21 protein-coding genes are annotated in these 25,420 nt (G+C 44.6%); 12 read left to right on the top strand and 9 right to left on the bottom strand.

Annotation, left to right across the window (positions count from 1 at the left end; all coding sequences use genetic code 11):
* The 4 genes from ACBR23_RS24290 to ACBR23_RS24305 all read right to left on the bottom strand — a co-directional run.
* On the bottom strand, window positions 1–625 hold a 625-nt coding region (locus ACBR23_RS24290; protein WP_371125693.1), incomplete at its 3' end, for a transcription antitermination factor NusB.
* Window positions 626–739: 114 nt separating this feature from the next.
* Window positions 740–1,414 carry a Uma2 family endonuclease gene (locus tag ACBR23_RS24295; protein WP_371120623.1) on the bottom strand — a complete coding sequence of 225 codons (675 nt, stop codon included), beginning with the start codon at window positions 1,412–1,414 and terminating at the stop codon, window positions 740–742.
* Between the two features lie 146 nt (window positions 1,415–1,560).
* Window positions 1,561–4,509, bottom strand: coding sequence for a tetratricopeptide repeat protein (locus ACBR23_RS24300; RefSeq protein ID WP_371120622.1), 2,949 nt, complete (start codon window positions 4,507–4,509; stop codon window positions 1,561–1,563).
* 307 nt (window positions 4,510–4,816) lie between these two features.
* Entirely contained in the window at window positions 4,817–5,962 is a 1,146-nt protein-coding gene (locus ACBR23_RS24305; protein ID WP_371120621.1) for a hypothetical protein, read from the bottom strand.
* 328 nt (window positions 5,963–6,290) lie between these two features.
* On the opposite strand from ACBR23_RS24305, the gene ACBR23_RS24310 reads away from it, so the two are divergent.
* Entirely contained in the window at window positions 6,291–7,031 is a 741-nt protein-coding gene (locus tag ACBR23_RS24310; RefSeq protein WP_341737045.1) for a Uma2 family endonuclease, read from the top strand.
* Window positions 7,032–7,064: 33 nt separating this feature from the next.
* Here the strand turns inward: ACBR23_RS24310 and ACBR23_RS24315 are convergent, their stop codons facing one another.
* Window positions 7,065–7,511 (bottom strand): NADAR family protein, encoded by a 447-nt coding sequence (locus ACBR23_RS24315; RefSeq protein ID WP_341737046.1) that lies wholly within the window; start codon window positions 7,509–7,511, stop codon window positions 7,065–7,067.
* Window positions 7,512–7,547: 36 nt separating this feature from the next.
* Between ACBR23_RS24315 and ACBR23_RS24320 the strand changes: the two genes are divergently transcribed.
* The 3 genes from ACBR23_RS24320 to ACBR23_RS24330 all read left to right on the top strand — a co-directional run bounded on the left by ACBR23_RS24320 (window position 7,548) and on the right by ACBR23_RS24330 (window position 9,379).
* Entirely contained in the window at window positions 7,548–8,021 is a 474-nt protein-coding gene (locus tag ACBR23_RS24320; RefSeq protein WP_371120620.1) for a GNAT family N-acetyltransferase, read from the top strand.
* Between the two features lie 664 nt (window positions 8,022–8,685).
* Complete coding sequence (locus tag ACBR23_RS24325) at window positions 8,686–8,973, top strand: NfeD family protein (protein ID WP_340523812.1); 288 nt, start codon at window positions 8,686–8,688, stop codon at window positions 8,971–8,973.
* Between the two features lie 118 nt (window positions 8,974–9,091).
* Window positions 9,092–9,379, top strand: a complete 288-nt coding sequence (locus ACBR23_RS24330) for an NfeD family protein (protein ID WP_340523814.1) — start codon at window positions 9,092–9,094, stop codon at window positions 9,377–9,379.
* Between the two features lie 230 nt (window positions 9,380–9,609).
* Here the strand turns inward: ACBR23_RS24330 and ACBR23_RS24335 are convergent, their stop codons facing one another.
* Entirely contained in the window at window positions 9,610–10,566 is a 957-nt protein-coding gene (locus tag ACBR23_RS24335) for an Rpn family recombination-promoting nuclease/putative transposase (protein ID WP_371120619.1), read from the bottom strand.
* Here ACBR23_RS24335 and ACBR23_RS24340 point away from each other — a divergent pair.
* The 7 genes from ACBR23_RS24340 (at window position 10,550) to ACBR23_RS24370 (ending at window position 18,969) form a co-directional block, all read left to right on the top strand.
* Window positions 10,550–10,873: a type II toxin-antitoxin system RelE/ParE family toxin gene (locus ACBR23_RS24340; protein ID WP_371120618.1), complete on the top strand. Its 324-nt coding sequence runs from the start codon at window positions 10,550–10,552 to the stop codon at window positions 10,871–10,873. The two genes, ACBR23_RS24335 and ACBR23_RS24340, sit on opposite strands and share 17 nt — an antisense overlap.
* On the top strand, window positions 10,870–11,196 hold the full coding sequence (locus ACBR23_RS24345) for a helix-turn-helix domain-containing protein (RefSeq protein WP_293178127.1): 327 nt from the start codon (window positions 10,870–10,872) through the stop codon (window positions 11,194–11,196). Before ACBR23_RS24340 ends, ACBR23_RS24345 begins: the two co-directional genes overlap by 4 nt.
* Before the next feature lie 67 nt (window positions 11,197–11,263).
* The gene (locus tag ACBR23_RS24350) at window positions 11,264–12,544 is read left to right on the top strand and encodes a tetratricopeptide repeat protein (protein WP_371120617.1); all 1,281 of its coding nucleotides are present in this window, start codon (window positions 11,264–11,266) and stop codon (window positions 12,542–12,544) included.
* Window positions 12,545–12,618: 74 nt separating this feature from the next.
* A complete protein-coding gene (locus tag ACBR23_RS24355; RefSeq protein ID WP_371120616.1) occupies window positions 12,619–13,614 on the top strand; it encodes a tetratricopeptide repeat protein in 996 nt (331 codons plus the stop codon).
* Entirely contained in the window at window positions 13,614–16,868 is a 3,255-nt protein-coding gene (locus ACBR23_RS24360; RefSeq protein ID WP_371120615.1) for a tetratricopeptide repeat protein, read from the top strand. Before ACBR23_RS24355 ends, ACBR23_RS24360 begins: the two co-directional genes overlap by 1 nt.
* 240 nt (window positions 16,869–17,108) lie before the next feature.
* Window positions 17,109–17,987, top strand: coding sequence for a glycine--tRNA ligase subunit alpha (glyQ, locus tag ACBR23_RS24365; RefSeq protein WP_371120614.1), 879 nt, complete (start codon window positions 17,109–17,111; stop codon window positions 17,985–17,987).
* Window positions 17,988–18,201: 214 nt separating this feature from the next.
* A complete protein-coding gene (locus ACBR23_RS24370; protein WP_371120613.1) occupies window positions 18,202–18,969 on the top strand; it encodes an ATP-binding cassette domain-containing protein in 768 nt (255 codons plus the stop codon).
* A 191-nt stretch (window positions 18,970–19,160) separates the two neighbouring features.
* On the opposite strand, the gene ACBR23_RS24375 is transcribed toward ACBR23_RS24370, so the two are convergent.
* The 3 genes from ACBR23_RS24375 to ACBR23_RS24385 form a co-directional block, all read right to left on the bottom strand.
* Complete coding sequence (locus ACBR23_RS24375) at window positions 19,161–20,213, bottom strand: calcium-binding protein (RefSeq protein ID WP_371120612.1); 1,053 nt, start codon at window positions 20,211–20,213, stop codon at window positions 19,161–19,163.
* A 175-nt stretch (window positions 20,214–20,388) separates the two neighbouring features.
* A complete protein-coding gene (locus tag ACBR23_RS24380) occupies window positions 20,389–21,384 on the bottom strand; it encodes a calcium-binding protein (RefSeq protein ID WP_371117761.1) in 996 nt (331 codons plus the stop codon).
* Window positions 21,385–21,539: 155 nt separating this feature from the next.
* On the bottom strand, window positions 21,540–22,529 hold the full coding sequence (locus ACBR23_RS24385; RefSeq protein WP_371117774.1) for a calcium-binding protein: 990 nt from the start codon (window positions 22,527–22,529) through the stop codon (window positions 21,540–21,542).
* A gap of 533 nt (window positions 22,530–23,062) precedes the next feature.
* Here ACBR23_RS24385 and bchH point away from each other — a divergent pair.
* A partial coding sequence (gene bchH / locus ACBR23_RS24390; protein ID WP_371125694.1) for a magnesium chelatase subunit H occupies window positions 23,063–25,420 on the top strand: 2,358 nt, incomplete at its 3' end.

Genomic DNA, 25,420 nt, shown 5'->3' on the forward strand with positions numbered 1-25,420 from the left:
TATCTTGGGGGTGGGGGGGGGTTTGAGTCTCTGGTTGTGGTTCGGGATTTAAACCCCCCCTAGCCCCCCCTTGGTAAGGGGGGGGATTAGAGGTGGTTTCAGTCTCTGGTTGTGGAGGGGAATTAGGACTATTCTTAGCCCCCCCTTGGTAAGGGGGGGTTGGGGGGGTTTCAGTCTCTGGTTGTGGAGGGGAATTAGGAGCACTCTTAGCCCCCCCTTGATAAGGGGGGGTTGGGGGGGTTAAACGAATATACTGCCGCAATAAACCATTGACAAAACTGCTGAGTCCTGAAAAGCCGTTTTCTTTTGCTAGTTGAACTGTGGTGTTGACGGCGGCGGAGGGGGGAATGTGGTTGAGATATTGGAGTTGATATAAGCCTAAATGTAGGATGGTGCGAAGTTCTGGCGGTTGTTGGGAGGATTTTTTGGTGGCTAGTTTGTCGATGATAAAGTCGATCGCGCGCATTCTCCTGACACTACCATAGACTAATTCTGTGACTAAACGGCGATCGAGGTCGGTGAGTTGACAATTGCGAAAAGTGCGATCGAGGGCGACATCTGCGAATGCACCACGGCGGTGGACTTCGCGGAGTGCGAGAAACGCTATTTGGCGAGGATTTTGCATAGTTAAGATATGGGGGCCTAGAAACCGGGGTTTTTAGGATAAGCGCGTTACAGCCCGCAGATTCGGTGAAAAACCCGGTTTCCGATCGCCCGTGATTCGAGGACTATTATAATCTCAAATGTCCTCTGGATTTATGCCCATTTCTCGGAGTTTTTCTGAAAGGCGATCGGCTTTTTGCTGTACTAACTCTTTCTCCTGTCGTTCTTGTTCCATTTGTCTTGACAACTCCACATAAGACAAAAACTTCAGTCCGTCAGGACGATAAATTTCCAAGTCTCCCGATGCAGTTTCAAAACGAATTTCCAACCGCGGACTCACCCAACCCTCCATTGATTCAATATAGTTGAGTTCTCCATCAGTTCGCAGCCAACCTATTAACTCATTATCCTCTGGACTGTAGACATAATATTCTTCGACTCCATAATTTTCGTAGAACTTAAACAGCTTAAACATTTCTCCCATGCGGTTGCCGGGGGAGATGATTTCAAAGACAACTTGTGGCGCAATATTATCTTCCAGCCACTGTTGGTAGGAACCTCTGTCACCTTTGGGTCTGCCAAAGACTACCATAGTATCAGGTGCTTGGCGAGTTTTGTTATCTCCTTCGACGGGATACCATAGCAAATCACCTGCTACAAAGACATTTTCGTTGTCTTTGAATAAGGCATCTATTCCGCCTTGAATTTTTACGATTAATTGGAACTGTTTGGTATTGTCAGACATGGGTTTTCCGTCGCTGTCTGGGTAGATGATTGCTGGCAAAGTTTGAGTGGGAATTGTTGTTGTCATGGGGATGACTCCATTGCTAGTAGCATCAATTTATATTTTATACCTATGAAGCCGAGAAACCGGGTTTTTACGAAAATACTTCGTTGTTACCGACAGATTTGATAAAAACCCGGTTTCTTTGTCGGAGTCCCTAAATCCTGTGTTACTTATTCTATTTTTCCTGATACCAACGGTTCTAATAAATGGCGTTCTTCTATGGGAAGTTCTAGCAAAACTCGTCTGTCGCCCTTGGTTTCCTTATAGCGGACAGCCGCATTCAGCAGGCGCATGGGAATTTGGAATTGTTCGTAGTTGCTGGTTGGTTCTTGCCACAATTCTAACCAAGTGCGGGCGGCTTTGTCGCTGACCATTTCTGACATTAGCGCGGGGATGTTTCGCACAATTCCCTGTCCTAAGATTGAGAGATATTTGTGTTTTTTGTAAACTGCAATTAGGCTGGTGATGCGAGTTTGATATATTATTGGATCGTTGCTGGTGAATAGGGTGCTGATAATTAATTCGGCATCTTCCGAACTAGCTTCGTCATCTGATTCAAGTCGTTGGAATGCGTCGTCTAAGGCGGCGATGCCTTCATCCCAACGATTTAATCCGAGAATGGCAATGGCGCGATTGAAGAATACATATGAAGATTGATAACCAAGTGCGATCGCCTTATCGCAAGATATTAAAGCTTCTTCATACCGGCCGAGATTATCTAGTACCCAGCCCCGCTGAAACCAAGCCCACTTATCATTAGCATCTAGTTCGATCGCCCGATCGTAAGATGCTAAAGCTTCGTCATAGCGTTTGAGGTTGTTGAGTACATTGCCTCGCCTACGCCAATCCCACGGATCATTAGCATCTAGTTCGATCGCCCGATCGTAAGATGCTAAAGCTTCGTCATAGCGTTTGAGGTTGTTGAGTACATTGCCTCGCCTACGCCAATCCCACGGATCATTAGCATCAAGTTCGATCGCGCGATCGTAAGATGCTAAAGCTTCGTCATAGCGTTTGAGGTTGTTGAGTACATTACCTCGTAAAAACCAAGCCAACTGATAATTGGCATCAAGTTCGATCGCCCTATCTAAGGATGCTAAAGCTTCATCATAGCGTTTGAGGTTGTTGAGTAGATTGCCTCGTAAAGCCCAAGCCCACTGATAATTGGCATCTAGTTCGAGCGCCCGATCGTAAGATGCTAAAGCTTCATCATAGCGTTCGAGGCTGTTGAGTACATTGCCTCGCCTACGCCAATCCCACGGATCATTAGCATCTAGTTCGATCGCCCGATCGTAAGATGCTAAAGCTTCATCATAGCGTTTGAGATTGTCGAGTACATCGCCTCGTAAAGCCCAAGCCCACTGATAATTGGCATCTAGTTCGATCGCCCGATCGTAAGATACTAAAGCTTCGTCATAGCGTTTGAGGTTGTCGAGTACATCGCCTCGTAAAGCCCAAGCACACTTATCATTAGCATCAAGTTCGATCGCCCGATCGAAAGATGCTAAAGCTTCATCATAGCGTTTGAGGTTGTCGAGTACATTACCTCGATTAGCCCAAGCCTGCTGATAATTAGCATCAAGTTCTATCGCTTTATCTAAACATTCTAAAGCTTCATCATAACGTTCCAGCCTATTTAAACAACGTCCTTTTTCCGACCAATCTTTTGCCTCGCCGCGACTTCCTACCAATCTTTCCGCATATTCTAAAGCAGAAACATAATCTTCTTGTTCGCGACAATTTTCAATTTCATCAAAATAAGCCTTGAAACGCGGATCTTCCTCATTTCTCTCCTTCTCCTCCAGCGCCCGCCGATAATATTCTCGTTCCATCACAGCATCATGAGGAATCGGCTTCAAATCTTCCCAATACTCAAAACGACTTTCCTTGTCCCCAAAATCCACATCCGCCATCCTCAATCCCAATCGCTGCTGCAACTCTGCCTTCGTATACCAAACCCGCAAAAAATCCACAAACAATCTAACCGGTTCATTGCGCTGCTTCTTCACTTCCAAACAAAAACGCATCAGCGGTTCCCGCAATTCGTACCAAGACTCTCGCCCGATTTCTTCAGTTTTCACATAACCCTTTTGCCGCAAATCTTTCAGTTGACTTGATGCAGTTTGTTGAGAGATAAAACAGCGCTTAGCAATTTCTTTCACCGGGGCCGCGCGGCGCAAATCAGCCAAAAAATCCACAATCTTGCGCTGCTGATTTGAGATATATTTCATCCGATCCTGGTAATAGGGCGTCAAATCGTCCAGCATCGCCATAAATGCTTCCACCAGTCCATTGAGAGATTCGCGATTCACCAAAAAATCGGAGAAAACCATATAGATGCGGGGACTGCCCCCAGACAGGAAATGCACAACTTTAATCCGATTGCGCCCCGTGGAATTTTGAATAAAAGCTGCTAATTCAGTCTTGCCTTCCAAGCTAGCAATCTGATTTAATAAATTTACAGCATCATCGAGTGATAATTCATTGAGATTGTGAGGATAAAAAAAGCCATAAAAAGGTTTGTCACGGCTTTCAATGCCATCAAACAAACTTTGGGAAGTTGCCAAAATAGTAAAAAAACTATTATTTTGAATATAAGCCCTAAACTCCTTTTGTCCGATATCGCCCAACCCACCAAACACATCATCCAAATTTTCCACAATCAACAGCAAAACGCGCTTTCCCACAAAATCTCTCAACAATTGTGCCGCCACAGATTCCGCATCCTCCGGCGACAACTCATAAAGCCCTTCCACAGCATCGTGTAACTCAGTCTGATATTCTGCCGGATATTCTTTACCAATAGCGCGCAAAATTGCAATCAATAAATCCAAGAAAGATGCTATCCCATACTCTTCTTCTCGCAGCCAAGCAATTAGCAATTTATCCTGCAAATCCTCCATCTTCGCAATGCGGTGATAAATCAGAGAAACCAAGTGAGTTTTGCCAATGCCGCGCGGCCCGATTAGCAGTTGATAATGTCTGTTATCTGTGGTAGCGCTCTCTCGGATGTTATCTACTAAATAATTGGCTAGTTGGTGACGCTGGACGAGGATGGCTTCTAGGGTTTCTGGTGCCATCAAGCTAGGGGTAAATCGAGAGATTATTGTGTTTTTCATGGGTTGATTCTGTTGGTTATTTTGTTGGTGAGTCCGCCAGTCTGTCCGCCCGTTAGTCTCTCCGCGAACCCGCTAGTCCGACAGGGAATCAATTCCCTGTCTCATAGCGAAAGTCCTCTGAAGAGGACTGAAGAACTCATGAGTCTTCTGTAACTTCCAACCAAAGCCTGGTAACGATTAAAAACGATTAAAATGATTAAAATGAATAAACTTATTAGTCCTCTTCAGAGGACTTTCGCTATGAGGCAGGGGTTTAAACCCCTGCCGGACTGCCGGACTGCCGAATTACCGAAACGCCGGATTCTCCTCAACATCTTAAGGATTTCCAGTATTTTTGAATTAGCGGATAGCGAAATAAATATTTGCTATCTTGCTTATAAATATAGTAATCTTGCTCCAAAAGCCTTAACACTTTCCTCGCCATTTCCTTATCTTGAGTTTCCGACTCTTGCTTGATTCCACTAAACAACTCATCAAAGGACAAAGCCCCATCAGCCGCCGCCAAAATATCGAGCAAATTCAGAGCATAAGGACGCTGTTTGTCATCGTAGTAACTATCAAGTCGTTGTCGATAATGTTCCATCCTCCAAGGATTCAGCGGGTCATCTAAACAATCAGCAATTATTTCTTTAACTGCTGCGATATCCCCTGAACCACCGCGCAATTTGAGTTTAACAATTAAGTGATGAATGTAGAAAGGAATGTTACTTAATTCATCGACGATAAAAACTGCTGTTCCTTGAATATCCGGTGTTTTAATATTTTCGCCCTCCAGCAATTTGCGGGCTAAATTCGTGGCATCTTTTGCAGATAGCGGTGGCACATCTTGGACGTACATATCATTAATCGGATCGTTTGTATAACCCGCTTTTCTGAGCACGCCGAGGACGTGATGCAATCCGATCGAACCTGTATAAACCATTCTCACAGCGGGGTACATCTGGCGAATCGAGCGCAATGTATCGAGCAATTCCATCGCGGCTGCATCGCCGATATTGTCCAGCATATACGGTACTTCATCCCAAAACAAGATGACTCTGCGGTCTTGATTTTCTACCAAATCTGCGATCGTTTCCGTCAGCAATGCTTTCCAGTGAGGCGCGGCAATTTCAGGTAACTTGAAACCGCTAAATTCTGCTCCTCCCAAGTGTTTTAGTAATCCGCGAGTTTTCTTGGCGGTGCGATTAAAACCTGTTAAATATGCTTCCACATCCTGAAAGACTTTTTCGACAAATTCTAAGGGAGATTTCACATCTTCCAAGTCACGATAAATCGGCAATTTATCTGTGGTAGCTTCCGATCGCATTTTCTTAATTACTGAGGTTTTGCCCATCCGGCGCTCGGCACTCAATATGACACTTTGCTGCTCTAAAATTCCCCACAAATCAGCAATTAACTTGTCCCGCCCCATGACTTCTGCTGGGGCAATTTCTCCGCCTGGATTTGCTTTCATTTTGTATGCTTAATTATATTTGTGCAATCTACGTTGTTTTTATTGTACGTTAAATTTGACGTATATCGTAAATCGTCTGTAACTTGCCTGTAACTGGTTCCCAGGCTCTGCCTGGGAACCGATATCTAGAGGCTCTGCCTCGTCAGTTACGGAGGAAAAGATGAGGCAGAGCCTCTAGATCTGCGTCCCCAGGCAGAGCCTGGGGACGAGAGAATTAAGAGAAAATACTGTTGATTGTGGAACAGGTATCTATGGCCGCATCTGTGAGTTCGGGCAAGTGACATTGTAGAATAGAAACATCGATAAAACTAAATCGGGAGATGGTACGATGTCTGTTGAATCAGTTGCCGATCAAATTTTGACAGAAGAAGACTTGTTCTTCGCAGAAAATCAGCCACCGATTGATTTAATCTTTGATGATGGTGCAGAAATGGAAAGCAACCGCCACCGCATAGGTATGAATGTTTTAATTCGTTCTTTAGAGCAAGGTTTAGCTCACCGCAGCGATTTTTTTGCGGGCGGTAATATGTTTATTTATTTCAGCGCCGAACAGCTTCGCAATCGCGATTTTCGAGGACCTGATTTTTTTGCGGTTATGGATGTTGACAGCACTCCTACTCGACAAGGTTGGGTTGTTTGGCAGGAAAATGGACGTTACCCGGATGTGATTGTGGAACTGCTTTCGCCGTCAACTGCTAGTGCAGACAAAGGAGTAAAAAAGGATATTTATGAGCGGATTTTTAGGACTCCTGATTATTTTATATTCGATCCTTTCGATCCAAATTCTTTGCAAGGATGGCGTTTAAATCCCGGCTTGGGCTATGAACCGTTAGTGGCGAATGAGCAGGGTTGGCTGTGGTGCGAAACCTTGGGTTTTTGGTTGGGAACTTGGGAAGGAACAGTCGATCGAGAAACAGCAATTTGGGTGCGTTTTTTCGACGAATTTGGGAATTTAGTTTTGTTACCGGAGGAAGCTGCTCAACAACAGGCGGAACAGGAACGCCAGCGAGCCGATCGACTAGCAGCTAGATTGCGGGAGTTGGGCGAAGATCCAAATGCTCTCAACTAATCATCCTCAATCCAGAAAGCTGTGAGTTTTATTTTAGTCTTGGGTGCGCGATCGCAATATCTCGCGCACAGCCATCAGGATCTGTCCCAACATATTTTTGCCACTGCCATCTTTGCCACAACCCCAATAGTAATCAATGGGTGAATTTTCCACTATTTCCTCGTCACCAGTGGCTAGTAAAATTTCGCGAATTTCCCCATGAGTTTCAAATTTCCGCAGGACAGCTTTTTTCATAATCTCATCTTTCACCTGTTCCCAATCCGAACGCAGGGGCAGAGTGCGATCGCGCCCCATTTTCGCTGCATCTTTTGGTGTTTTTAGTTGGCGAATGCGATCGCTATGATGCGTACCGGGAAACTTTTGTGCTTGAAAATAATGCTCGCTAGTTGGCCAGTATTCCCCGTCTAACTCGAAGCCGTGAGCAGAGAAATTAGAAAAACTGCCATACTCGTCCCTAGTGCTGTAGAAATAAATTGCCATAATATTTATGAGCTTTTTATGATTATATCAAAACTAATGACTCAGAAATTTACTTCCTTACCATCAGGATGCACCATCCGCCCAGCCGCAGCTCAAGATATCAAATCAATTAGAATGTTAGTTTGGAGTGCAAAGCTCGATCCAACTCAGTTGCGTTGGCAGCAATTCTGGGTAATAGAATGTGGTGGGCATCTGGCTGCTTGCGGACAGTTGCGGAACTTTGCGGGGGCGCAAGAATTGGGTAGTTTGGTGGTGATGAAGGATTGGCGCGATCGCGGTTTGGGGACTTACCTCACTCAACATTTGATTGCACAGGCTACAGCACCTCTGTACTTAGAATGTTTGGGTTCCAGACTTGCAGCATTTTACACTCGCTTTGGGTTCGTACAAGCTCCATGGCAAGAGTTACCGCAGTCGCTTAAATTTAAATTCGGCTTGTCTCAATTAGCTAAAATTTTTTTCAGAATTCCTGTCACTATTATGCAGTATCAAACAAATGTTAAAGACTAGACATCTCCGAAAATTCTTGGGGTAGGCATCCAGCGAGCCCTTCACAGGCTGTTTAACAGATGTCTAATTTACGGATATTCCGGGTTTGGAGCTCCCGATTGTGTAAGTTGATGATTTACCTAGTCCTGTGTCACTGGGCGTAAGTGGCACAGCACTACGGCTGTTATCTAGCCGAAAAACTTTATAAAATCGTTGTTTGCCCGGTGAAAATTGTCCTGTGCCAATACCAGCACTCGAAAGTGGACAGGCGATCGCACCAAATACCTTAGACTCCTGGCAAATTAGTAAATGTAAAGCAAGTGAGTCACAACCCAGTCAAAAAAAGGCAACCGAAAAATAAAATATTTTCCTAGTCTCAGTAATGCGGAATCACTCAATCTCTAATGTAGCTAACAACATCCAACCTAGAGGTAAATACCACTAACTACCACACAACTAAATCCTTAATTCCATTCCTGGTAATTAGCAGATTTAGGACTTTGATAAACAGATTGGCAACTTTCTTAAGTATTTCAAAACTTATTTGAATTCTATCCTGAAAAAAGGAGGGAAAGCAAGAACAATGAAATATCAGGAATAAATAATCTCAACCCTGGAAATGCAGCCTTTCAAATTGCATACAAACAAAATTAGATCCTATATTAACACACAAGGAGTTACGGATATGTTCAACGTCGTAAAAGCTTTCGGTTCTATCTTTTCCGCTCAAAATTACAGCACTGCTAATAATATGTTAATCAACAACTACATCAATACCAATTTCCACTACTTCAACGAAGAAGCAGTAGTCGATGAATCAATTTACCCAAATCAAACTGGTCGCGTTCGTTTCCAAGGTAGCTGGTGGCCCGCACGGTGCGATCGCCAAATCACTTTAACACCGGGAGACACGGTTTTTGTCATCGGCGTTGACAACATCACTCTTTTGGTTTCCCTCGCACCCGCAGACTAAATTAGAGCGCGAACAACCCGAAAAAGTAATCAATTGCAATCGAGGAAATGCAGCCTCTCAAATAGCATAAACCGACTATTAAATTTTCACATATATAAACAACAAAGGAGTCAGGGAAATGTTGAACGTAGTAAAAGCTTTCGGTTCTATTTTTTCTAATCAAAAATACATCACAGCACATAATATGTTAATCGACAACTACATCAATACCAATTTCCACTACTTCAACGAAGAAGCAGTTGTCGATGAATCGATTTACCCCAATCAAACTGGTCGCGTTCGTTTCCAAGGTAGCTGGTGGCCCGCACGGTGCGATCGCCAAATCACTTTAACACCAGGAGACACGGTTTTTGTCATCGGCGTTGACAACATCACTCTGTTAGTTTCCCTCGCACCCGCAGACTAAACGAGAAAGTAATCTAAACCTTTTCACTGTCAGAGTCCCGATTTCTTCAAGAAGTCGGGACTCTGACTATTTTGTTTTTTAGAGGACTGACTCACTATGCCTAGGGCTAGGGCAACCACGGGGGGATTGCCCCTACAAGAGCCTTGCAATTTAGCTGAAATCCTCGCTTTATTTCTTAGCCCGCGGAGGCGGGCTTTGTTTGTGTAGTAGCGGTTTCAACCGCCGAATTATTACAATAAAATGGCATTTTTGAGAGCTTGCTTGTTGAGGCGATCGCCCATTGGAGATTCGCTTTCTGGGCTTGCTGCGGGTGTTTCTGATGCTTTGGCGATCGGCAGTAGTGGTTCTAGGAGTATAGCTTGAGCTTCCTGAATTGCAGGGTAATTTTCAGCCCAGGATGAAATCGTTTCGGAAAGGACATCGCTCTCATCAGATAAAGGTTCAATTAGCTGCGCTAGTTCAGTTAATTGTGTGGCCGAAAAGAGCGATCGCTGCTGAGTTAATAGTTCGATCAACGAGTCAATCTTTTGTTCGGGGATTGACATGGATTCGCGTTGGATTTTGTTAATCGTTTTCCGCACAAATTCTACAGACAAATCTAATAATTGGGCGATCGTCTCTAAATTCATGCCAAACGTGATCATCCGACGAATGGCTTCTAACTTCGCCTGCCGTTCACCTTGTTCGAGTCCTTGTTCGAGTCCTTGTTCGAGTCCTTCTTCTAAACCTTCTTGCTTGACTTCCTGATAAAATCGAGTTTGTCTGAGTTCGCTTAAATTTAGCATGGCGGCAATTTCCTCGCGGCTTTTTTGGGGGAGTTTGTAGACGATAATTGTTTCGATGAGGCTGATTAAATCGCGTAGAACGATCGGATCGGATAACTGTTGGCGGGCCATGGCGATCGACTGTCGTGCTTGTTCTGCGGCTGTCTCTGCTGGCTCGATTACCAGTTTAACAACTTTCACTCCGAGCGATCGATCTGCGGTTTCTGGCAATTCATCGAGGTAAATCCGTTGCACCCGCTGACTGGTTAGGAGTTCCTGAAATTGCAGCATCTGTTCGTGTTCGATGCGACGATTGGGATAGATGACAACGACGCGCCAAGGATTGACGGGTTTGTATTGTCGCAGATAGAGAAAGAGCTCGCCAAAGATGCGGTCTCTTGTTTGGATGGGAGACTCTCGCAAAAATATCCGCGAGTTTCCTGAAGAGGTACAACAAGCGGTAGGTTATGCGCTACAACTGGTGCAAGCTGGGGAAACACCTTTGTCAGCCAAGCCCTTTAAAGGGGTGGAAAGCGGTGTGTATGAAATCGTCAAACGTTACGATACGGATACTTACAGGGCGGTTTATGCTGTCAAGATTGGTGACAAAATCTATGTGTTGCACGCTTTTCAGAAGAAATCAAAGCAAGGGATTAAAACCCCACAGACTGATGTTGACTTAATTAAAAAACGCTATCAAAACGCACTAGCGAGGGAGGAAAAATTATGACAGAAGAAACCATTTTTGAAGAAAGCAGCGGTAATGTATTTGCTGACCTGGGATTGGCAGATGCTGACGAACTTTTTGCGCGGGGTAAAATCGGAATTCAGGTACTTCGTCTGTTGAAACAGCGCAACTTGGAACAGCGTGAAATGAGCGAGTTACTGGGCATTCCACAACCAGAAGTCTCTCATTTAATGAACGGAGAGTTTCAACGGTTCAGCGAAGGAAAACTACTGATTTTTCTGAAGCGACTCGATACGGAAATCACCTTACATCTTCGCCCTCGTAATGGGGGAAATCAATCTGCTGAAACTGTGATATTGCTATAGGACTTTTGAATTGAAGATTCTTAAATCATATCGCTTTCATAATGGCAGTTAGAACTTATTACAGATCATGAGGAATCAGCTAGATACAACTCTTAAGTGTTATGAAGCAGCAATTGAGAGCCTGAAACAGGCTGGCTCTTCGATTGAGGTTAAACAAGTTCTGGAAGTTTTGAAGGCACGGGATGCCGTGCAGGTGGCTTTAAAGGAGCAAAAAATTATTCCTACCAGCGGGTTGAAGCAAGTTATTGAGTTAGATTCTGCTCTCAGGGAACAAGCCGAACTGATTACCAAAGCCGTTAATTGCAAAACAATTGAGCAATTTGCTCAGTGGCGTGAAAGTGTTTGTCCTCCCGCAGAAGCCTGGTGGTGGAAACTCGAAAGCTTAGCACCTCCCCACCCTTGGGATGTTTGGGATTGGTTGTGGAAAGGTCTGACAGTTGCGGCTTGGACTGCTAACCTTAGTTTCCTGGTGAATATTGCCACTCGCTTTCTCAGTGGGGGAGTCGGATTTGGAGGAGCTGCTGCTGTTATTTTACCCAGTATTTTCGCGTTACTACAGGCTAGTAGCGAACTTACCAAAGCAGGTCAAGAAGGCTTTGATAAATTACTGGAAAAGTTGAATATTTCTAAACAGTACCGAGAGGAAGCTAAATTGGTATCTGCTGTGCTTTTATTCCTAACTTTAATTAGTATTTGGCTTTCTTTACCCTTGATTTCTAATCTTTATAACCGCAACGGTTTAAAGAATTATACTGAACGGAATTTAGGAGAAGCTGAACAGGATTACCTGAAAGCAATTGCTCTGAATGCAGATAATGTTGACGCTCATTACAATCTGGGTAATCTCTACGAAGAGTGGCAGGAGTTGGAAAAAGCTAAGAAGGAATACCAAATTGCTGTTGCGGGCAATTTGCCAGACGCTTATAATAACTTAGGTCGTTTACAGATTCAGGATAAAAAATATCCACAGGCAGCTTCTATACTGGCAAAAGGTCTTTTGTTAGCGCAAAAGCAAAATAGCGATCCTGAACTTCGGTATAGCTTGTTTAAAAACCTGGGTTGGGTAAGATTGGAGCAAGGCAGGTATGAAGAGGCGCGACTAACCCTGCAAGCAGCGATTGGGATTACCAATAACCCAGAAGCGGCAAAGTATATCAGTAATCCGGGTGCTGCACATTGCTTGTTAGCGCAAGCTTTGGATAAACAAAAAAAACCGAAAGCGTTGGAACAATGGCTTAAATGCTGTCAGCTTGCTTCGAGACTTAATCCTGATGAAGATACTTGGTTGCATCTATCCCAAGAAAAATTAAGCAAAGCCGGAAAAAAATGCACAAACCCAACAAAATAAGCAGGCTAATTGGAATCTTTTTTAGTTTATTTATAGTTAGCATATCCACGCCTGGATTTACCAAAGAAGAGGGATTGATTTTTGTTTCTGAGGTTAAAGGAACAGTTGAAATTAAGCGAGATGGTCGGGGAAAATACCAACGAGCTTATGGGGGTGAGAACCTAAATCCTTCAGATAAGTTACGACTGCAACAAGGTGCAGGGGTGACAGTGGTTTGCAATAACTTATTGACTTGGAATCCTCAGTCTAGAGGAGAATTCCTGGTTTCCCAAGGCTGCACATCTGCAACTAAAGCAGTTCTCAGAAGACCTAACAGCAACCGCAGTGAAACTCGCAATGCCAACGACCCCACAATTCCCTACTTAATTAGTCCTCGAAACACCTATATTTTGACTCGCCAGCCAACCATAACTTGGAATATGGTAGCAGGTGCGGCTAGCTATCAGGTTCAGGTATCGGGGCCTGGTGTGAATTGGAAAACCCAGGTTAGCCAGCCACAAGTTGTTTATTCTGGAAACGAAGTGCTGCAAGCTGGGAAGCGTTATTGGGTGACGATTGCGACTAATAATGGTGTTTCGACTAAAGATAAGGATAACCCTGGATTTACTGTACTAAGCGACGCGGATACGCAGCGGGTTAAAACGGAGATTTCACAGTTACAACAGCAGCCCTTAAGTGACAAGTCAAAAGTGTTGGCGCTGGCACATCTGTACAGAAGCAATCAGTTGAATTCTGAGGCAATTGCGGTCTTGGAGAAAGCAGTCAAACAGGGGAACCAAGCCACCGCATTTTATCAGCTATTAGGCAGTATTTACCAGCAGGTGGGGTTAAATTCGTTGGCGAAAGAACGATATTTAACTGGATTGAACTTGGCAAAGGCAGAACAGAATTGGGAAGCACAAGCCATGATTCAAGAGAGTTTGGGCGAAGTTGAGGAAACCCTCGACCAATTGAAAAATGCTTTGCAGCGATATCAGGAAGCGCAGAGTAGTTATCGGGTGCTGGGTGATGAAGGAAAGGTACAGAAATTACAGCAAAAATTAGATGATCTGAAAGGGAGGATTTCCTGATGAGTAAGTTGAGAGTGAAGCAAACATTGGCTTTGATGAGTTGGTTGGGAATTGCTGGTTTATGGTTTTTTGTGCCAGAGTTGGCGAAAGGGCAGGTAACTCCTCCAACATTAACTACTCAGTCGGATGAATTGGCGGAAGTAGAATCATTGGTACAGCAGGTAAACCAATTATATAATCAGGGCAAATACCAAGAAGCGATTCCCTTATTAGAGCGTGTGCTGTCTATTCGCAGGAAGGTATTGGGAAATGAGCATCTCGATGTCGCAATTAGCCTCAATGACCTAGCAACTCTGTACTACAATCAAGGACGCTATAGGGAAGCCGAACCTCTCTTTCAGCAAGCTTTAGAACTGAGAAAACGCTTGCTGGGTGAGGAAAATCCTGATGTGGCAGCTAGCCTCGATAGTCTGGCAACTCTTTACGGAGAGCAGGCACGCTACAGTGAAGCTGAACCCCTCTATCGCCAAGCCTTAGAACTGAGAAAACGCTTGCTGGGGGAGGAACATCCTGATGTGGCAGCCAGCCTGAATAATCTGGCATATCTTTACATGAATCAGGGACGATACAGGGAAGCTGAACCCGTTTTTATTCTAGCTTTAGAATTAAGAAAACGCTTGCTGGGGGAAGACAATCCTCTTGTAGCATATACCCTCAATAATCTAGCAACTCTGTACGAAAACCAAGGACGCTACAGGGAAGCCGAACCTCTCTATCGCCAAGCTTTAGAACTGAGAAAACGTTTACTAGGAGAACAACATCCTGCTGTATTAACGAGCCTGAATAATTTGGCACTTCTGTACCTGCGACAGGGGCGCTACAGGGAAGCCGAACCTCTCTATCGCCAAGCTTTAGAACTGAGAAAACGTTCGCTAGGAGAACAACATCCTGCTGTAGCAGTTAGCCTGAATAACCTGGCAAGTCTTTACTTGCACCAGGGACGTTACGGTGAAGCTGAACCCCTCTATCGCCAAGCTTTAGAAATCAGAAAAGGTTCGCTGAGGGAAGCACATCCTGAGGTAGCAGCTAGTTTAATTAATTTAGCATATCTGTACCAGCGTCAAGGACGCTACACAGATGCAGAAGCGTTCTTTCGGCAGGCTCTAGAACTGATAGAACGTTCGCCATCTCGAGAAAATATCCATTTCGCATTTGCTCTACATAATTTAGCTGGTTTGTACGAAATACAGGGACGCTACGGTGAAGCTGAACCCCTCTATCGCCAATCCTTAGAACTGAGAAAACGCTTGCTGGGCGAGGAACATCCTGATGTTGCAACGAGCCTGAATAATCTGGCCTTTGTATACGCGAACCAGGGACGCGACGGTCAAGCTGAACCCCTCTATCACCAAGCTTTAGAACTGAGAAGACGATTACTAGGGGAAGAACATCCTCTTGTAGCAAACAGTCTGAATAATCTGGGAGGTCTATACAAACGTCAGGGACGTTACAAGGAAACTAAACCCCTCTTTGAGCAAGCTTTAGAATTGAGAAAACGCTCGCTAGGAGATACCCATCCCGATGTGGCAGATAGCCTGATAAATCTGGCATTTCTTTACTGGAGTCAAGGTAGCACTAACAATGCCCTCGACTTCCTGACACAAGGGCTGAAGATTGAAGAACATAACCTCTCTCTCAACTTGGCTGTAGGGTTCGATCGCCAGAAACGCGATTACATTAAAACCGTCTCTGCAACCACAGATGCTACTATCTCTCTGCACCTAAATTCTGCTGGTGACAACTCACAAGTTGCTCGTTTAGCCCTTACTACCATCTTCCAACGCAAAGGACGCATCTTAGATATCTTCACCAATAGCCTGCAAATTTTGCGTCAGCGTGTCAATGACCCAGAAAGCCAGAAATTAATTGATAACCTATCCAATACTTACAGCCAACTTGCAACCCTGATTTACAATCAACCCGATAAACTTCTACTGCAAGAATACCGCCAGCGAGTTTCTGACATTGACGATCGAGCCAAACAGCTAGAAGACCAACTCAGTCGTCGCAGTGCAGAATTCCGCACTCTTGCCCAATCCGTCCCGTTAGAAAAAATTCAAAAATTAATTCCAACCGATGCAGCTTTAGTAGAATTTGTGCGATATCAACCTGTCAATCCCAAAGCACAACTAAATCAACGCTTTGGCGAACCTCATTACGCCGCCTACATCCTGACTTCCAGTGGAAATATCCAAGCTATCGACTTAGGCGAAGCCAATAAAATTGAGAAATCCCTAGAATTATTCCGTCAATCTTTGGCCGATCAAAACACTCCTATCTCTCAACTGCAAGAATCTGCACGTAATTTGGATCGACTCCTCATGCAGCCCGTGCGAAAATTGTTGGGAAATACTGACAAAATCCTCCTCTCCCCCGATGGCGCACTCAATCTCATTCCCTTTGAAGCATTAGTTGATGAAAATAACCAATACTTAGTAGAAAACTATTCCTTTACTTACCTCACCTCCGGACGCGACTTGTTGCGACTGCAAATCTCATCTCCTAGCAAACAGCCACCAGTCGTCTTAGCTGACCCCTATTTCGATCGTCCTGGTGAAGTCGCAACCGTTAGTAGCAACAGCAACAATACCCGTTCGATCGACCTTTCCAAAATAATATTTTCTCCCCTATCAGGTACAGCAGAAGAAGCAAGGGCAATAGCATCTCTTTTTAAAATTAACCCCCTACTACATTCCCAAGCTACGGAAAGTGCAATCAAACAGGTAAAAAGCCCTCAGATTCTTCATATTGCCACGCACGGTTTCTTTCAAGATGGGTCACGCTCTCAATCCAATCAAAATACCATTAATGACAATCCTCTGCTGCTTTCAGGATTAGTTCTATCTGGGTTCAAAAAGCAGCAGGGCGGAGGTAATGAAGATGGCGTTCTCACCGCCTTAGAAGTCACTACCCTAAACCTCGTCGGGACAAAACTGGTGGCGTTGTCTGCCTGCGATACGGGTATAGGAAAAGATGCCACTGGCGAAGGTATTTATGGCTTGCGTCGGGCTTTAGTAATTGCAGGGTCTGAGAGTCAGCTAATCAGCTTGTGGAAAGTTGATGATAATGGGACTAAAGACTTGATGGTGAAATACTACAACCGATTGCTAAACAATCAGGGACGGAGTGAGGCACTGCGCCAGACTCAATTAGAGATGCTAAAGAGTGAAAATTATCAGCATCCCTACTACTGGGCTGCATTTATTCCTTCTGGTGATTGGAGACCAATAGGGTTGAAACCTCTTTCCCAGTAATCTGGGTAATAGCTTGCCCTGGAACCCATTTTCCACACCCTCACCTTGCCTTCAAACCCCAGCAGCTTGAGAACGATTTTAAGGAGTATAAATTATACTAAAATAAATACCCTAATCTTCTAAATAGTCCTCGATCGAATTTCTTACGTGCGATCTACTGGACACGATCTTATTTGTACTTACTCACTGCCTTGAGTATGCTTAAATAAGTTTAGACACTCACCAACCATATTTAAACCAGTGAACTTTCAATCAGTCATTGCCACCTTAAACAAATTCTGGAGCGATCGCGGCTGCCTGATCGCCCAATCCTACGACACAGAAAAAGGTGCAGGCACCATGAATCCCCACACCTTTCTCAGAGCGATCGGACCCGAACCTTGGTCAGTCGCCTACGTCGAACCCTGTCGCCGCCCCACCGACGGACGCTACGGCGAAAATCCCAATCGCTTCCAACATTACTATCAATATCAAGTTTTAATTAAGCCATCTCCTCCTAATATCCAAGAAATCTATTTAGACTCGCTGAGAGCATTAGGAATCAAACCAGAAGACCACGACATTCGCTTCGTAGAAGACAACTGGGAATCCCCCACTTTAGGAGCTTGGGGTGTCGGCTGGGAAGTCTGGCTGGACGGGATGGAAATAACTCAATTTACCTATTTTCAACAGTGCGGTAGCATCGATTGTCGCCCGGTTTCGATTGAAATTACCTACGGACTGGAACGGCTGGCAATGTATTTGCAAGAAGTGGATGCGATGACCAAAATTCAGTGGAAAGATGGCATCACTTACGGCGATGTTCACCTGCAAGGGGAAATTGAACAATGTACTTACAACTTTGAAGCTTCTAATCCTGAATTGCTGTTTACGCTGTTTGGACTCTACGAACAAGAGGCGGAACAATTGACGCAAAAAGGATTAGTTTTGCCTAGTCTTGATTATGTGTTAAAATGTTCGCATACTTTCAATTTATTAGATGCGAGAGGTGTGATTTCGGTAACAGAAAGAACTCGCTACATTACCAAAATTCGTAACTTGGCGCGACGGGTGGCTCAGCTTTATTTGGAACAGCGCGAACATTTGGGTTTTCCTTTGGAAAAAGCTGTAAAGGTTTGAGCATGAAGAGGGGCGCGACACGGATACACCGATGAATTTAGTTGCGATCGCCCTGGAGTCATACCAATTTTATAGGTCCTTGCATAGAATTCCGATCCCCCCTAACCCCCCTTAATAAGGGGGGGACAAGATTCCGATCAAAGTCCCCCTTCTTAAGGGGGATTTAGGGGGATCGAAATATGTACAATTTTTTGAGATATTTTAAATTAATTCAATGCCTAATTATTCTGAAAATCATCCAGAAACCACTCCTCAATTGCGAGTTGATAATGTAAGTTTTAAAACACCGATCGCCTCCAGTTACTTGCTGGAAAATATATCCTTTGAGGTAACTGGGGGCGATCGCGTGGCGATTGTTGGCCCTTCTGGTGCGGGGAAAACTACCCTGTTGCGGCTGCTAAACCGACTTAGCAGCCCTACCAGTGGCTCGATTTATCTGGAAAATCAGGAATATCGGCAAATAGGGGCGATCGAACTTCGCAGACAAATCACCCTTGTTATTCAAGAATCGAAGCTGTTGGGAATGTCGGTGCGAGAAGCACTCGCCTATCCTTTGAAGCTGCGCGGCGTGCATCCATCAAACATTGCAGAGAGAATTAGTGGGGCGATCGCACAATTGCACATACCCGAAGAATGGCTGACACGCACAGAATTGCAACTCTCAGTAGGCCAAAAACAACTGGTGGCGATCGCACGGGCGATCGTCCTCCAACCCAAAATCTTGCTCTTAGACGAGCCCACATCTGCCCTAGATGCCGGCAAATCCCACCACTTGATGCAGGTACTCACCGAGTTAACCAACAGCAAAATCACTATTTTAATGGTAAATCACCAATTAGAATTAGCCCAGGAATTTGCCACCAAAGTTTTATATTTACAGCGTGGTCAAATTCTGGAAAATGCTATTTCTACTCGGATGAATTGGGGGGAAATGCGGCAAAATTTAATCAAAGCAGAAGCGGAATCACAACAAGAATGGTGAATTTTCAATCAACGGTAGAAGATTGTTTAGTTGTTTCTAATGCTTCCTTTTCGGAACACTTATATTTATTCCGGTTGTATCGGAATGATTAAACCACAGAGGACACAGAGGACACAGAGAAAGAGAAGAGAGAAATAATAATTCCGATGTTAACGGATTTGATATTAAATATCACTTAAACTCTCTATTTTCTAGCCTAGAAAAGTGAGACCTACAGGAGGACTAAACGGATTTGTCATCGGAATCTGTTGCAGATTTAGATTCGCTCCGCCCTGAATTCGGGCTATGGTATCTCCCGATGTTTGAATTAATAAGTCTCCCCCTGATGGACGGATGGTAAGTTGATCGAAGCTTTCCACAAGTTGGAGATAATCTTTTCCTTTTTCAAAGTTGACAATCCTGGCCTCGCCACTTCCGGTATAGAAATCGACCCGGCTAATAAAACTAAGTCTGCCATTGGGAACAGCATCTCCAAGAACAAAGTAATCAGTACCAGAAGTGCCAATTAATGTATCGAATTCAGTGGTAGTCAGAACAGGGACTCTCGTACTCTCATCCAACTTCAAAGCGTCATACTTATTCTTATTAATCCCCAAGGGTGGATTAGGGCCAGCGAAAGCTACTTGAAATCCTGTAATTTGATTTTTTCCGGCTGTAAATCCCGTGACAATATCATTGCCGTTAGTTCCAGTAAAAAATCCGAATCGAATAGGCTCAAATTGCCCAAATTTTAGATAATGTTCTCTACCAGTTTTCAAAGTTCCATTCGCCACAACTGCCGCAACATCTGGGTTGTCTGACAAGTAACGTGGTTCAAAGAAACTTGTCCCATACCTACCTTCTGTATTTCCGAATTTGATAAAGTGCTGAAAGCCAGATTTAAAAGTTCCACTCTCGACGAAGGGAGTTATATCGGGGTGGCGCTTTAAGTAAAAAACTTCGTCGTAGTCAGGCGATACTCGCGTGCGGCCTTGTTCGTAACCAAACTGAATAAAGTGGTCTAAGCCTGAAGAAAACGGTCGATTTTGGTTGTTAGCGGTGCGAACAAAGGGTGCAATATCTTGATTTTGAGCTATATAGGTATCTTCATCAAAATACCGCGATATTTTTGTGAGGCCGGCGGCTTGACCGAATTTTTCAAAGTGTTCTCTGCCGGATTTGATGATGCCTGCATCAATGGCTGGTTTCAGCCACGGATATTGCCAAAGGTAATATTTTTCGTCAAAGATGTCATAGCTTGCCATGATTTTCACCTCAAAATTAACTAATTTAGGACTGACGCGCCAGGGCAGAGAAACCGGGTTTTTTTAGAATAACCTATGACTTGCCCCAGGGCCGAGAAACCGGGTTTTTGCGAAATATTTGGTTAGATCATCGCGGATTCAGGAAAAAACCCGGTTTCTTTAGAATGACTAATGACTATCCAATCAAGAAAGTACCGTTACCGTTAGATCTTTGGAAAATCAAACTCAAGTTGTTTGCACGTCCTTCAATCTCGCCGATCACATCTCCAAAACGCTGGATTGACAAATTGCCATCAACAGGAGTCAGGCTGTAGCCGTCGCTTAAAGAATTTCCTTGCAGTTGGATAAAATCGTTTGCGTCGAAGTTCCGAATCGTAGCTTGACCGTTACCCAAATACAGCGGTGTTGGGGAGGGATTCTGGGCTGCTGCTGGAACTCCGAGGACGAATGTATCAATTCCCGGGCCACCAGTCAGGATATCGAATTCATTGGTGCCAAAGCTTTCATACTGTCGGTTGCCGTTGCGATCGATACCTACTTCTACTCCGACAAATTCCGCAGTCCCCGCACCCGCACCAGTGATGAAGTCGTTGTTGCGGGTGCCGACAAAAGTTGCGGATCTAGTAGCCTCGTTTTTCCCGAAATTGAAGAAGTGCTCCCGGCCGGTTTTCAATACGCCTGAGTTGACAAACGGTACGATATCCGGGTTTTTCTTTAAGTATTCTGGTTCAAAAAATGAAGTTCCAAAACGACCTTCTTTAGCCCCAAATTGAACGAAATGCTGATAGCCTGATTTGAAAGTTCCGTTCTGAATAAACGGTCGCAAGTCTGAGTTATTTGCTAAATAAAAATCTTCGTTGTACTCAGGCGATACTTGAGTGCGCCGGAATAAGCGGTTTCCTTCATCGTAACCTAACTGGATAAATTCATCGAGGCCGGTGGCAAAGGGTGCGTTTGGGTTGACTGTGCGAACCAAGGATACGATGTTTGGTTTGGTTGCAAGGTAAGTAGCTTCGTCAAAATACCGCGATATTTTAGTTAAGCCGCCTTCTCGCCCGAATTTTTCAAAGTGTTCTCTACCGGATTTGATGACTCCTGCATCAATGGCCGGCTGAATCCAAGGATATTGTGAGAGGTAGTATTTTTCGTCGAAAATTGTGTAGTTAGCCATGTTTTACTCCTGATGTTTGGATGATTTTGAGCTTGAATACTCATTAGCTTTCCAGATAAAAAAAGTCATCAATCATCACCATTAGCTAATGACTGATGACCAATGACCAATGACCAATGACTAATGACCAATAACTAATGACTAATGACCAATAACTATCCAATCAAGAAAGTACCATTACTATTAGCCCCTTGGGCGATTAAACCCAAACCTGCTCCTCCTTCAATCACGCCGAGCACGTCTCCAAAACGTGTTTGGATTGACAAATTGCTGCCAACAGGAACTAGCTGATAGCTATCTAAAGAAGCTCCTTGCAGTTGGATAAAATCTTGATCTGCCTTGAAGTTCCGAATAGTAGCTTGACCATTACCCAAATAGAGCGGGGTCGGAGTAACGTTACCTCTTGTAGCCGGAACTCCGAGCACAAATCTATCAGAGCCAGGGCCGCCAATCAAGACATCGAACTCATTGGTTCCAAAGCTTTCATACTGCCGGTTGCGTTGGGGATCGAGACCTACTTCCACTCCAATCAGTTCTGTATTCCCCACACCAATGCCTGTGAGAATATCGTTGCTGCGGCTACCGACAAAAGTTGCGTTGCGGTTAGGCTCGTTTTTGCCGAAATTGAAGTAGTGATCGCGACCATTTTTTAAGGTTCCAGAGACGATAGACGGCACAATATCGGGGTTATTCTTGATGTATTCCGGTTCAAAAAATGAAGTCCCAAAACGACCTTCTTTGACCCCGAATTGAATGAAATGCTGGTATCCTGATTTGAAAGCTGCATTGGGGCCTATAAACGATTGCAACTCTGAGTTATTTGCTAAATAAAAATTTTCGTTGTAATCAGGCGATACTTGAGTGCGGCGCTGTCCTTCATCGTAACCGAACTGGATAAAGTGGTCTAGTCCAGTCGCGAAAGGCGCGTTTGGATTGACAGTCTTGACAAAGGGTTGGATGTCTGGATTCCCAGCTAGGTAAGTAGCTTCGTCAAAATAGCGCGATACTTTAGTTAGACCTCCGGCTTGACCAAATTTTTCAAAGTGTTCTCTGCCGGATTTGATGATACCTGCATCAATGGCTGGTTTGATCCAAGGATAGGAGGCAAGGTAGTATTGTTCGTCAAAAATTGCGTAGTTAGCCATATTGTTTTTACCAAGGTTTTGATGAGTTTGAACGTGAATACCAATTAGCTTTTCATTCACTCGAACGCCGTGGGGAAAATTACACAGGAACAGACTTTATGAAATGGTTTTAATTTCCCAGAAAAAATAGTTTTTGTGAAAAAGCAACGATCCCAAGTTTTTATTCTCCCTTCATAAATTATGCCTTTTTCCCTCTGTTAATTCCTCTATCGCAAGTTGGATCTGTTCTCCCAAACTTGGAACTTTATTCAGGATTTTTTGCTCAAAGGTTGGTTGATTGGAGATTATTTCTCTTTTAAAATTAATTCGATACATATTTTGATTATTTTGTCAAGTAAATTTATGTAAACAAAATTTGGAGTGTTTGCTCAAGGAATTTGTAAAAAAATGTAACTAAAAATTGGCCTAAATTTGTCGAATTGTGTCATGTGCAGGCTCAAATCACCTAATGGCAAGCGTTTTCTGGTAAAAATGCTTATGGGATAGAAAAATTCCCGATTCTGAAAAACAGCATCTTAAAGGAGCCTAACCGGATGTTCACTCACGTCAAGCCCACCATTCGCCACATCGTGCCGGAAAACTTGCAGGGGCGATCGCTCCTCAAGGTGGTCTATGTCGTACTGGAACCGCAGTATCAAAGCGCCCTGTCGGCAGCGGTTCGATCGATCAACAACAAAAATCCGAATCTGGCGATCGAAATTAGCGGCTACCTGATCGAAGAACTTCGCAGCCCGGAAAACTACGAAGCTTTCAAACGGGATGTCGCTGATGCCAACGTATTTATAGCTTCTCTAATTTTTATCGAAGATTTAGCCGAAAAAGTGGTAGCGGCGGTGGAACCGGTGCGCGACAACTTGGATGTCGCCGTGGTTTTCCCGTCGATGCCGGGGGTGATGCGGCTCAATAAAATGGGCAGTTTCTCCATGGCACAGTTGGGACAAAGCAAAAGTGCGATCGGCGAATTCATGAAAAAACGGAAGGAAAAATCCGGTAGTTCCTTCCAAGACGGAATGCTGAAGCTGCTGCAAACCTTGCCGAAAGTGCTGAAATATTTACCCCTTGACAAAGCCCAAGATGCCCGCAACTTCATGCTGAGTTTCCAGTATTGGCTGGGAGGTTCCCAAGAAAACTTGGAAAACTTCTTGCTGATGCTGTCACAGAAATATGTCTTCAAAGATTTGTCAAAGTCTTCTTTCCAAGAACCAGTTGTTTATCTAGACATGGGAATTTGGCATCCTTTGGCACCGTCTATGTTTGAGGATGTCAAAGCATATCTGAACTGGTTTAATGCCCGCACAGATATTTCTGCGGATCTTAAAGACCCCCTGGCACCTTGCATTGGTTTAGTGTTGCAACGCACTCACTTAGTGACAGGAGATGACGCGCACTATGTAGCAATGGTGCAGGAATTGGAGGCCATGGGCGCGCGGGTAATCCCGATTTTTGCGGGTGGTTTGGACTTCTCGAAACCAGTCGAAACTTTCTTCTTGGAAGTTGGGGCTAAAGGTGTTGCACCTCTGCCGATTGTTGATGCGGTGGTTTCTTTGACTGGTTTTGCTTTGGTGGGTGGGCCGGCGAAACAAGATCACCCGAAGGCGATCGAATCTTTGAAGAAATTAAATCGCCCTTACATGGTGGCTTTGCCGCTGGTTTTCCAAACAACTGAAGAATGGGAAAATAGCGATTTAGGTTTGCACCCGATTCAAGTTGCCCTGCAAGTGGCGATTCCTGAGTTGGATGGTGCGATCGAACCGATTATTGTGTCGGGACGCGATGGCGCTACAGGAAAGGCGATCGCCCTTCAAGATAGAATTGAGGCGATTTCCCAGCGCGCCATGAAATGGGCAGTCCTGCGCCGCAAACCGAAATTAGACAAAAAAGTTGCGATTACAGTTTTCAGTTTCCCTCCTGATAAAGGGAACGTGGGAACAGCAGCTTATTTAGACGTTTTCGGCTCGATTTACGAAGTATTGAAAGGCTTAAAAGGCAACGGTTATGACTTGCCAGAATTGCCAGATTCTGCCGAGAAACTGATGCAAGAAGTCATCCATGATGCCACAGCCCAATACCAAAGCCCGGAATTAAATGTTGCTTACCGGATGTCCGTAGCTGAGTATGAAGAATTCACTCCTTACTCGGAACGGTTGCAAGAAAATTGGGGCCCACCTCCCGGACATTTGAACAGCGATGGACAAAATTTGCTGATTTATGGGAAACACTTTGGCAACGTGTTTATCGGAGTACAACCGACTTTTGGCTATGAAGGCGATCCGATGCGGTTGTTATTCTCTCGTTCTGCTAGTCCCCACCACGGTTTTGCTGCTTATTACACTTATTTAGAGCGCATTTGGGGTGCGGATGCGGTGCTGCACTTTGGCACTCATGGTTCCCTGGAATTCATGCCCGGTAAGCAGATGGGAATGTCTGTGGATTGTTATCCTGACAGTTTGATCGGCAAGATTCCTAATCTCTATTATTACGCTGCTAATAATCCCAGTGAGGCAACAATTGCTAAGCGTCGCAGTTATGCTGAAACTATCAGCTATCTGACTCCTCCGGCTGAAAATGCTGGGTTGTATAAAGGTTTGCAGGAACTCAGCGAGTTGATTGCTTCTTATCAAACTTTGAAAGATACTGGGCGCGGTGTGCCGATTGTAGATGCGATCGTCGAAAAATGCCGTTTGGTGAATTTAGACAAAGATATCGCCTTACCCCCCCAACCCCCCCTTGCTAAGGGGGGGCTAACCACATCTTCCGAACCCCCCCAACCCCCCTTTGCTAAGGGGGGGCTAACCACATCTTCCGAACCCCCCCAACCCCCCCTTGCTAAGGGGGGGCTAACCACATCTTCCGAACCCCCCCAACCCCCCCTTGCTAAGGGGGGGCTAACC

It is taken from the genome of Microcoleus sp., from assembly GCF_041354475.1.
Taxonomy (GTDB): domain Bacteria; phylum Cyanobacteriota; class Cyanobacteriia; order Cyanobacteriales; family Microcoleaceae; genus Microcoleus.

Excerpts from the sequence above, each read along its gene's own strand:
- ACBR23_RS24295 (WP_371120623.1), bottom strand. The coding sequence starts at position 1,414 with ATGACAACAACAATTCCCACTCAAACTTTGCCAGCAATCATCTACCCA.
- ACBR23_RS24300 (WP_371120622.1), bottom strand. The coding sequence starts at position 4,509 with ATGAAAAACACAATAATCTCTCGATTTACCCCTAGCTTGATGGCACCA.
- ACBR23_RS24305 (WP_371120621.1), bottom strand. The coding sequence starts at position 5,962 with ATGAAAGCAAATCCAGGCGGAGAAATTGCCCCAGCAGAAGTCATGGGG.
- ACBR23_RS24310 (WP_341737045.1), top strand. The coding sequence starts at position 6,291 with ATGTCTGTTGAATCAGTTGCCGATCAAATTTTGACAGAAGAAGACTTG.
- ACBR23_RS24315 (WP_341737046.1), bottom strand. The coding sequence starts at position 7,511 with ATGGCAATTTATTTCTACAGCACTAGGGACGAGTATGGCAGTTTTTCT.
- ACBR23_RS24320 (WP_371120620.1), top strand. The coding sequence starts at position 7,548 with ATGACTCAGAAATTTACTTCCTTACCATCAGGATGCACCATCCGCCCA.
- ACBR23_RS24325 (WP_340523812.1), top strand. The coding sequence starts at position 8,686 with ATGTTCAACGTCGTAAAAGCTTTCGGTTCTATCTTTTCCGCTCAAAAT.
- ACBR23_RS24330 (WP_340523814.1), top strand. The coding sequence starts at position 9,092 with ATGTTGAACGTAGTAAAAGCTTTCGGTTCTATTTTTTCTAATCAAAAA.
- ACBR23_RS24340 (WP_371120618.1), top strand. The coding sequence starts at position 10,550 with ATGGGAGACTCTCGCAAAAATATCCGCGAGTTTCCTGAAGAGGTACAA.
- ACBR23_RS24345 (WP_293178127.1), top strand. The coding sequence starts at position 10,870 with ATGACAGAAGAAACCATTTTTGAAGAAAGCAGCGGTAATGTATTTGCT.
- ACBR23_RS24350 (WP_371120617.1), top strand. The coding sequence starts at position 11,264 with ATGAGGAATCAGCTAGATACAACTCTTAAGTGTTATGAAGCAGCAATT.
- ACBR23_RS24360 (WP_371120615.1), top strand. The coding sequence starts at position 13,614 with ATGAGTAAGTTGAGAGTGAAGCAAACATTGGCTTTGATGAGTTGGTTG.
- ACBR23_RS24370 (WP_371120613.1), top strand. The coding sequence starts at position 18,202 with ATGCCTAATTATTCTGAAAATCATCCAGAAACCACTCCTCAATTGCGA.
- ACBR23_RS24375 (WP_371120612.1), bottom strand. The coding sequence starts at position 20,213 with ATGGCAAGCTATGACATCTTTGACGAAAAATATTACCTTTGGCAATAT.
- ACBR23_RS24380 (WP_371117761.1), bottom strand. The coding sequence starts at position 21,384 with ATGGCTAACTACACAATTTTCGACGAAAAATACTACCTCTCACAATAT.
- ACBR23_RS24385 (WP_371117774.1), bottom strand. The coding sequence starts at position 22,529 with ATGGCTAACTACGCAATTTTTGACGAACAATACTACCTTGCCTCCTAT.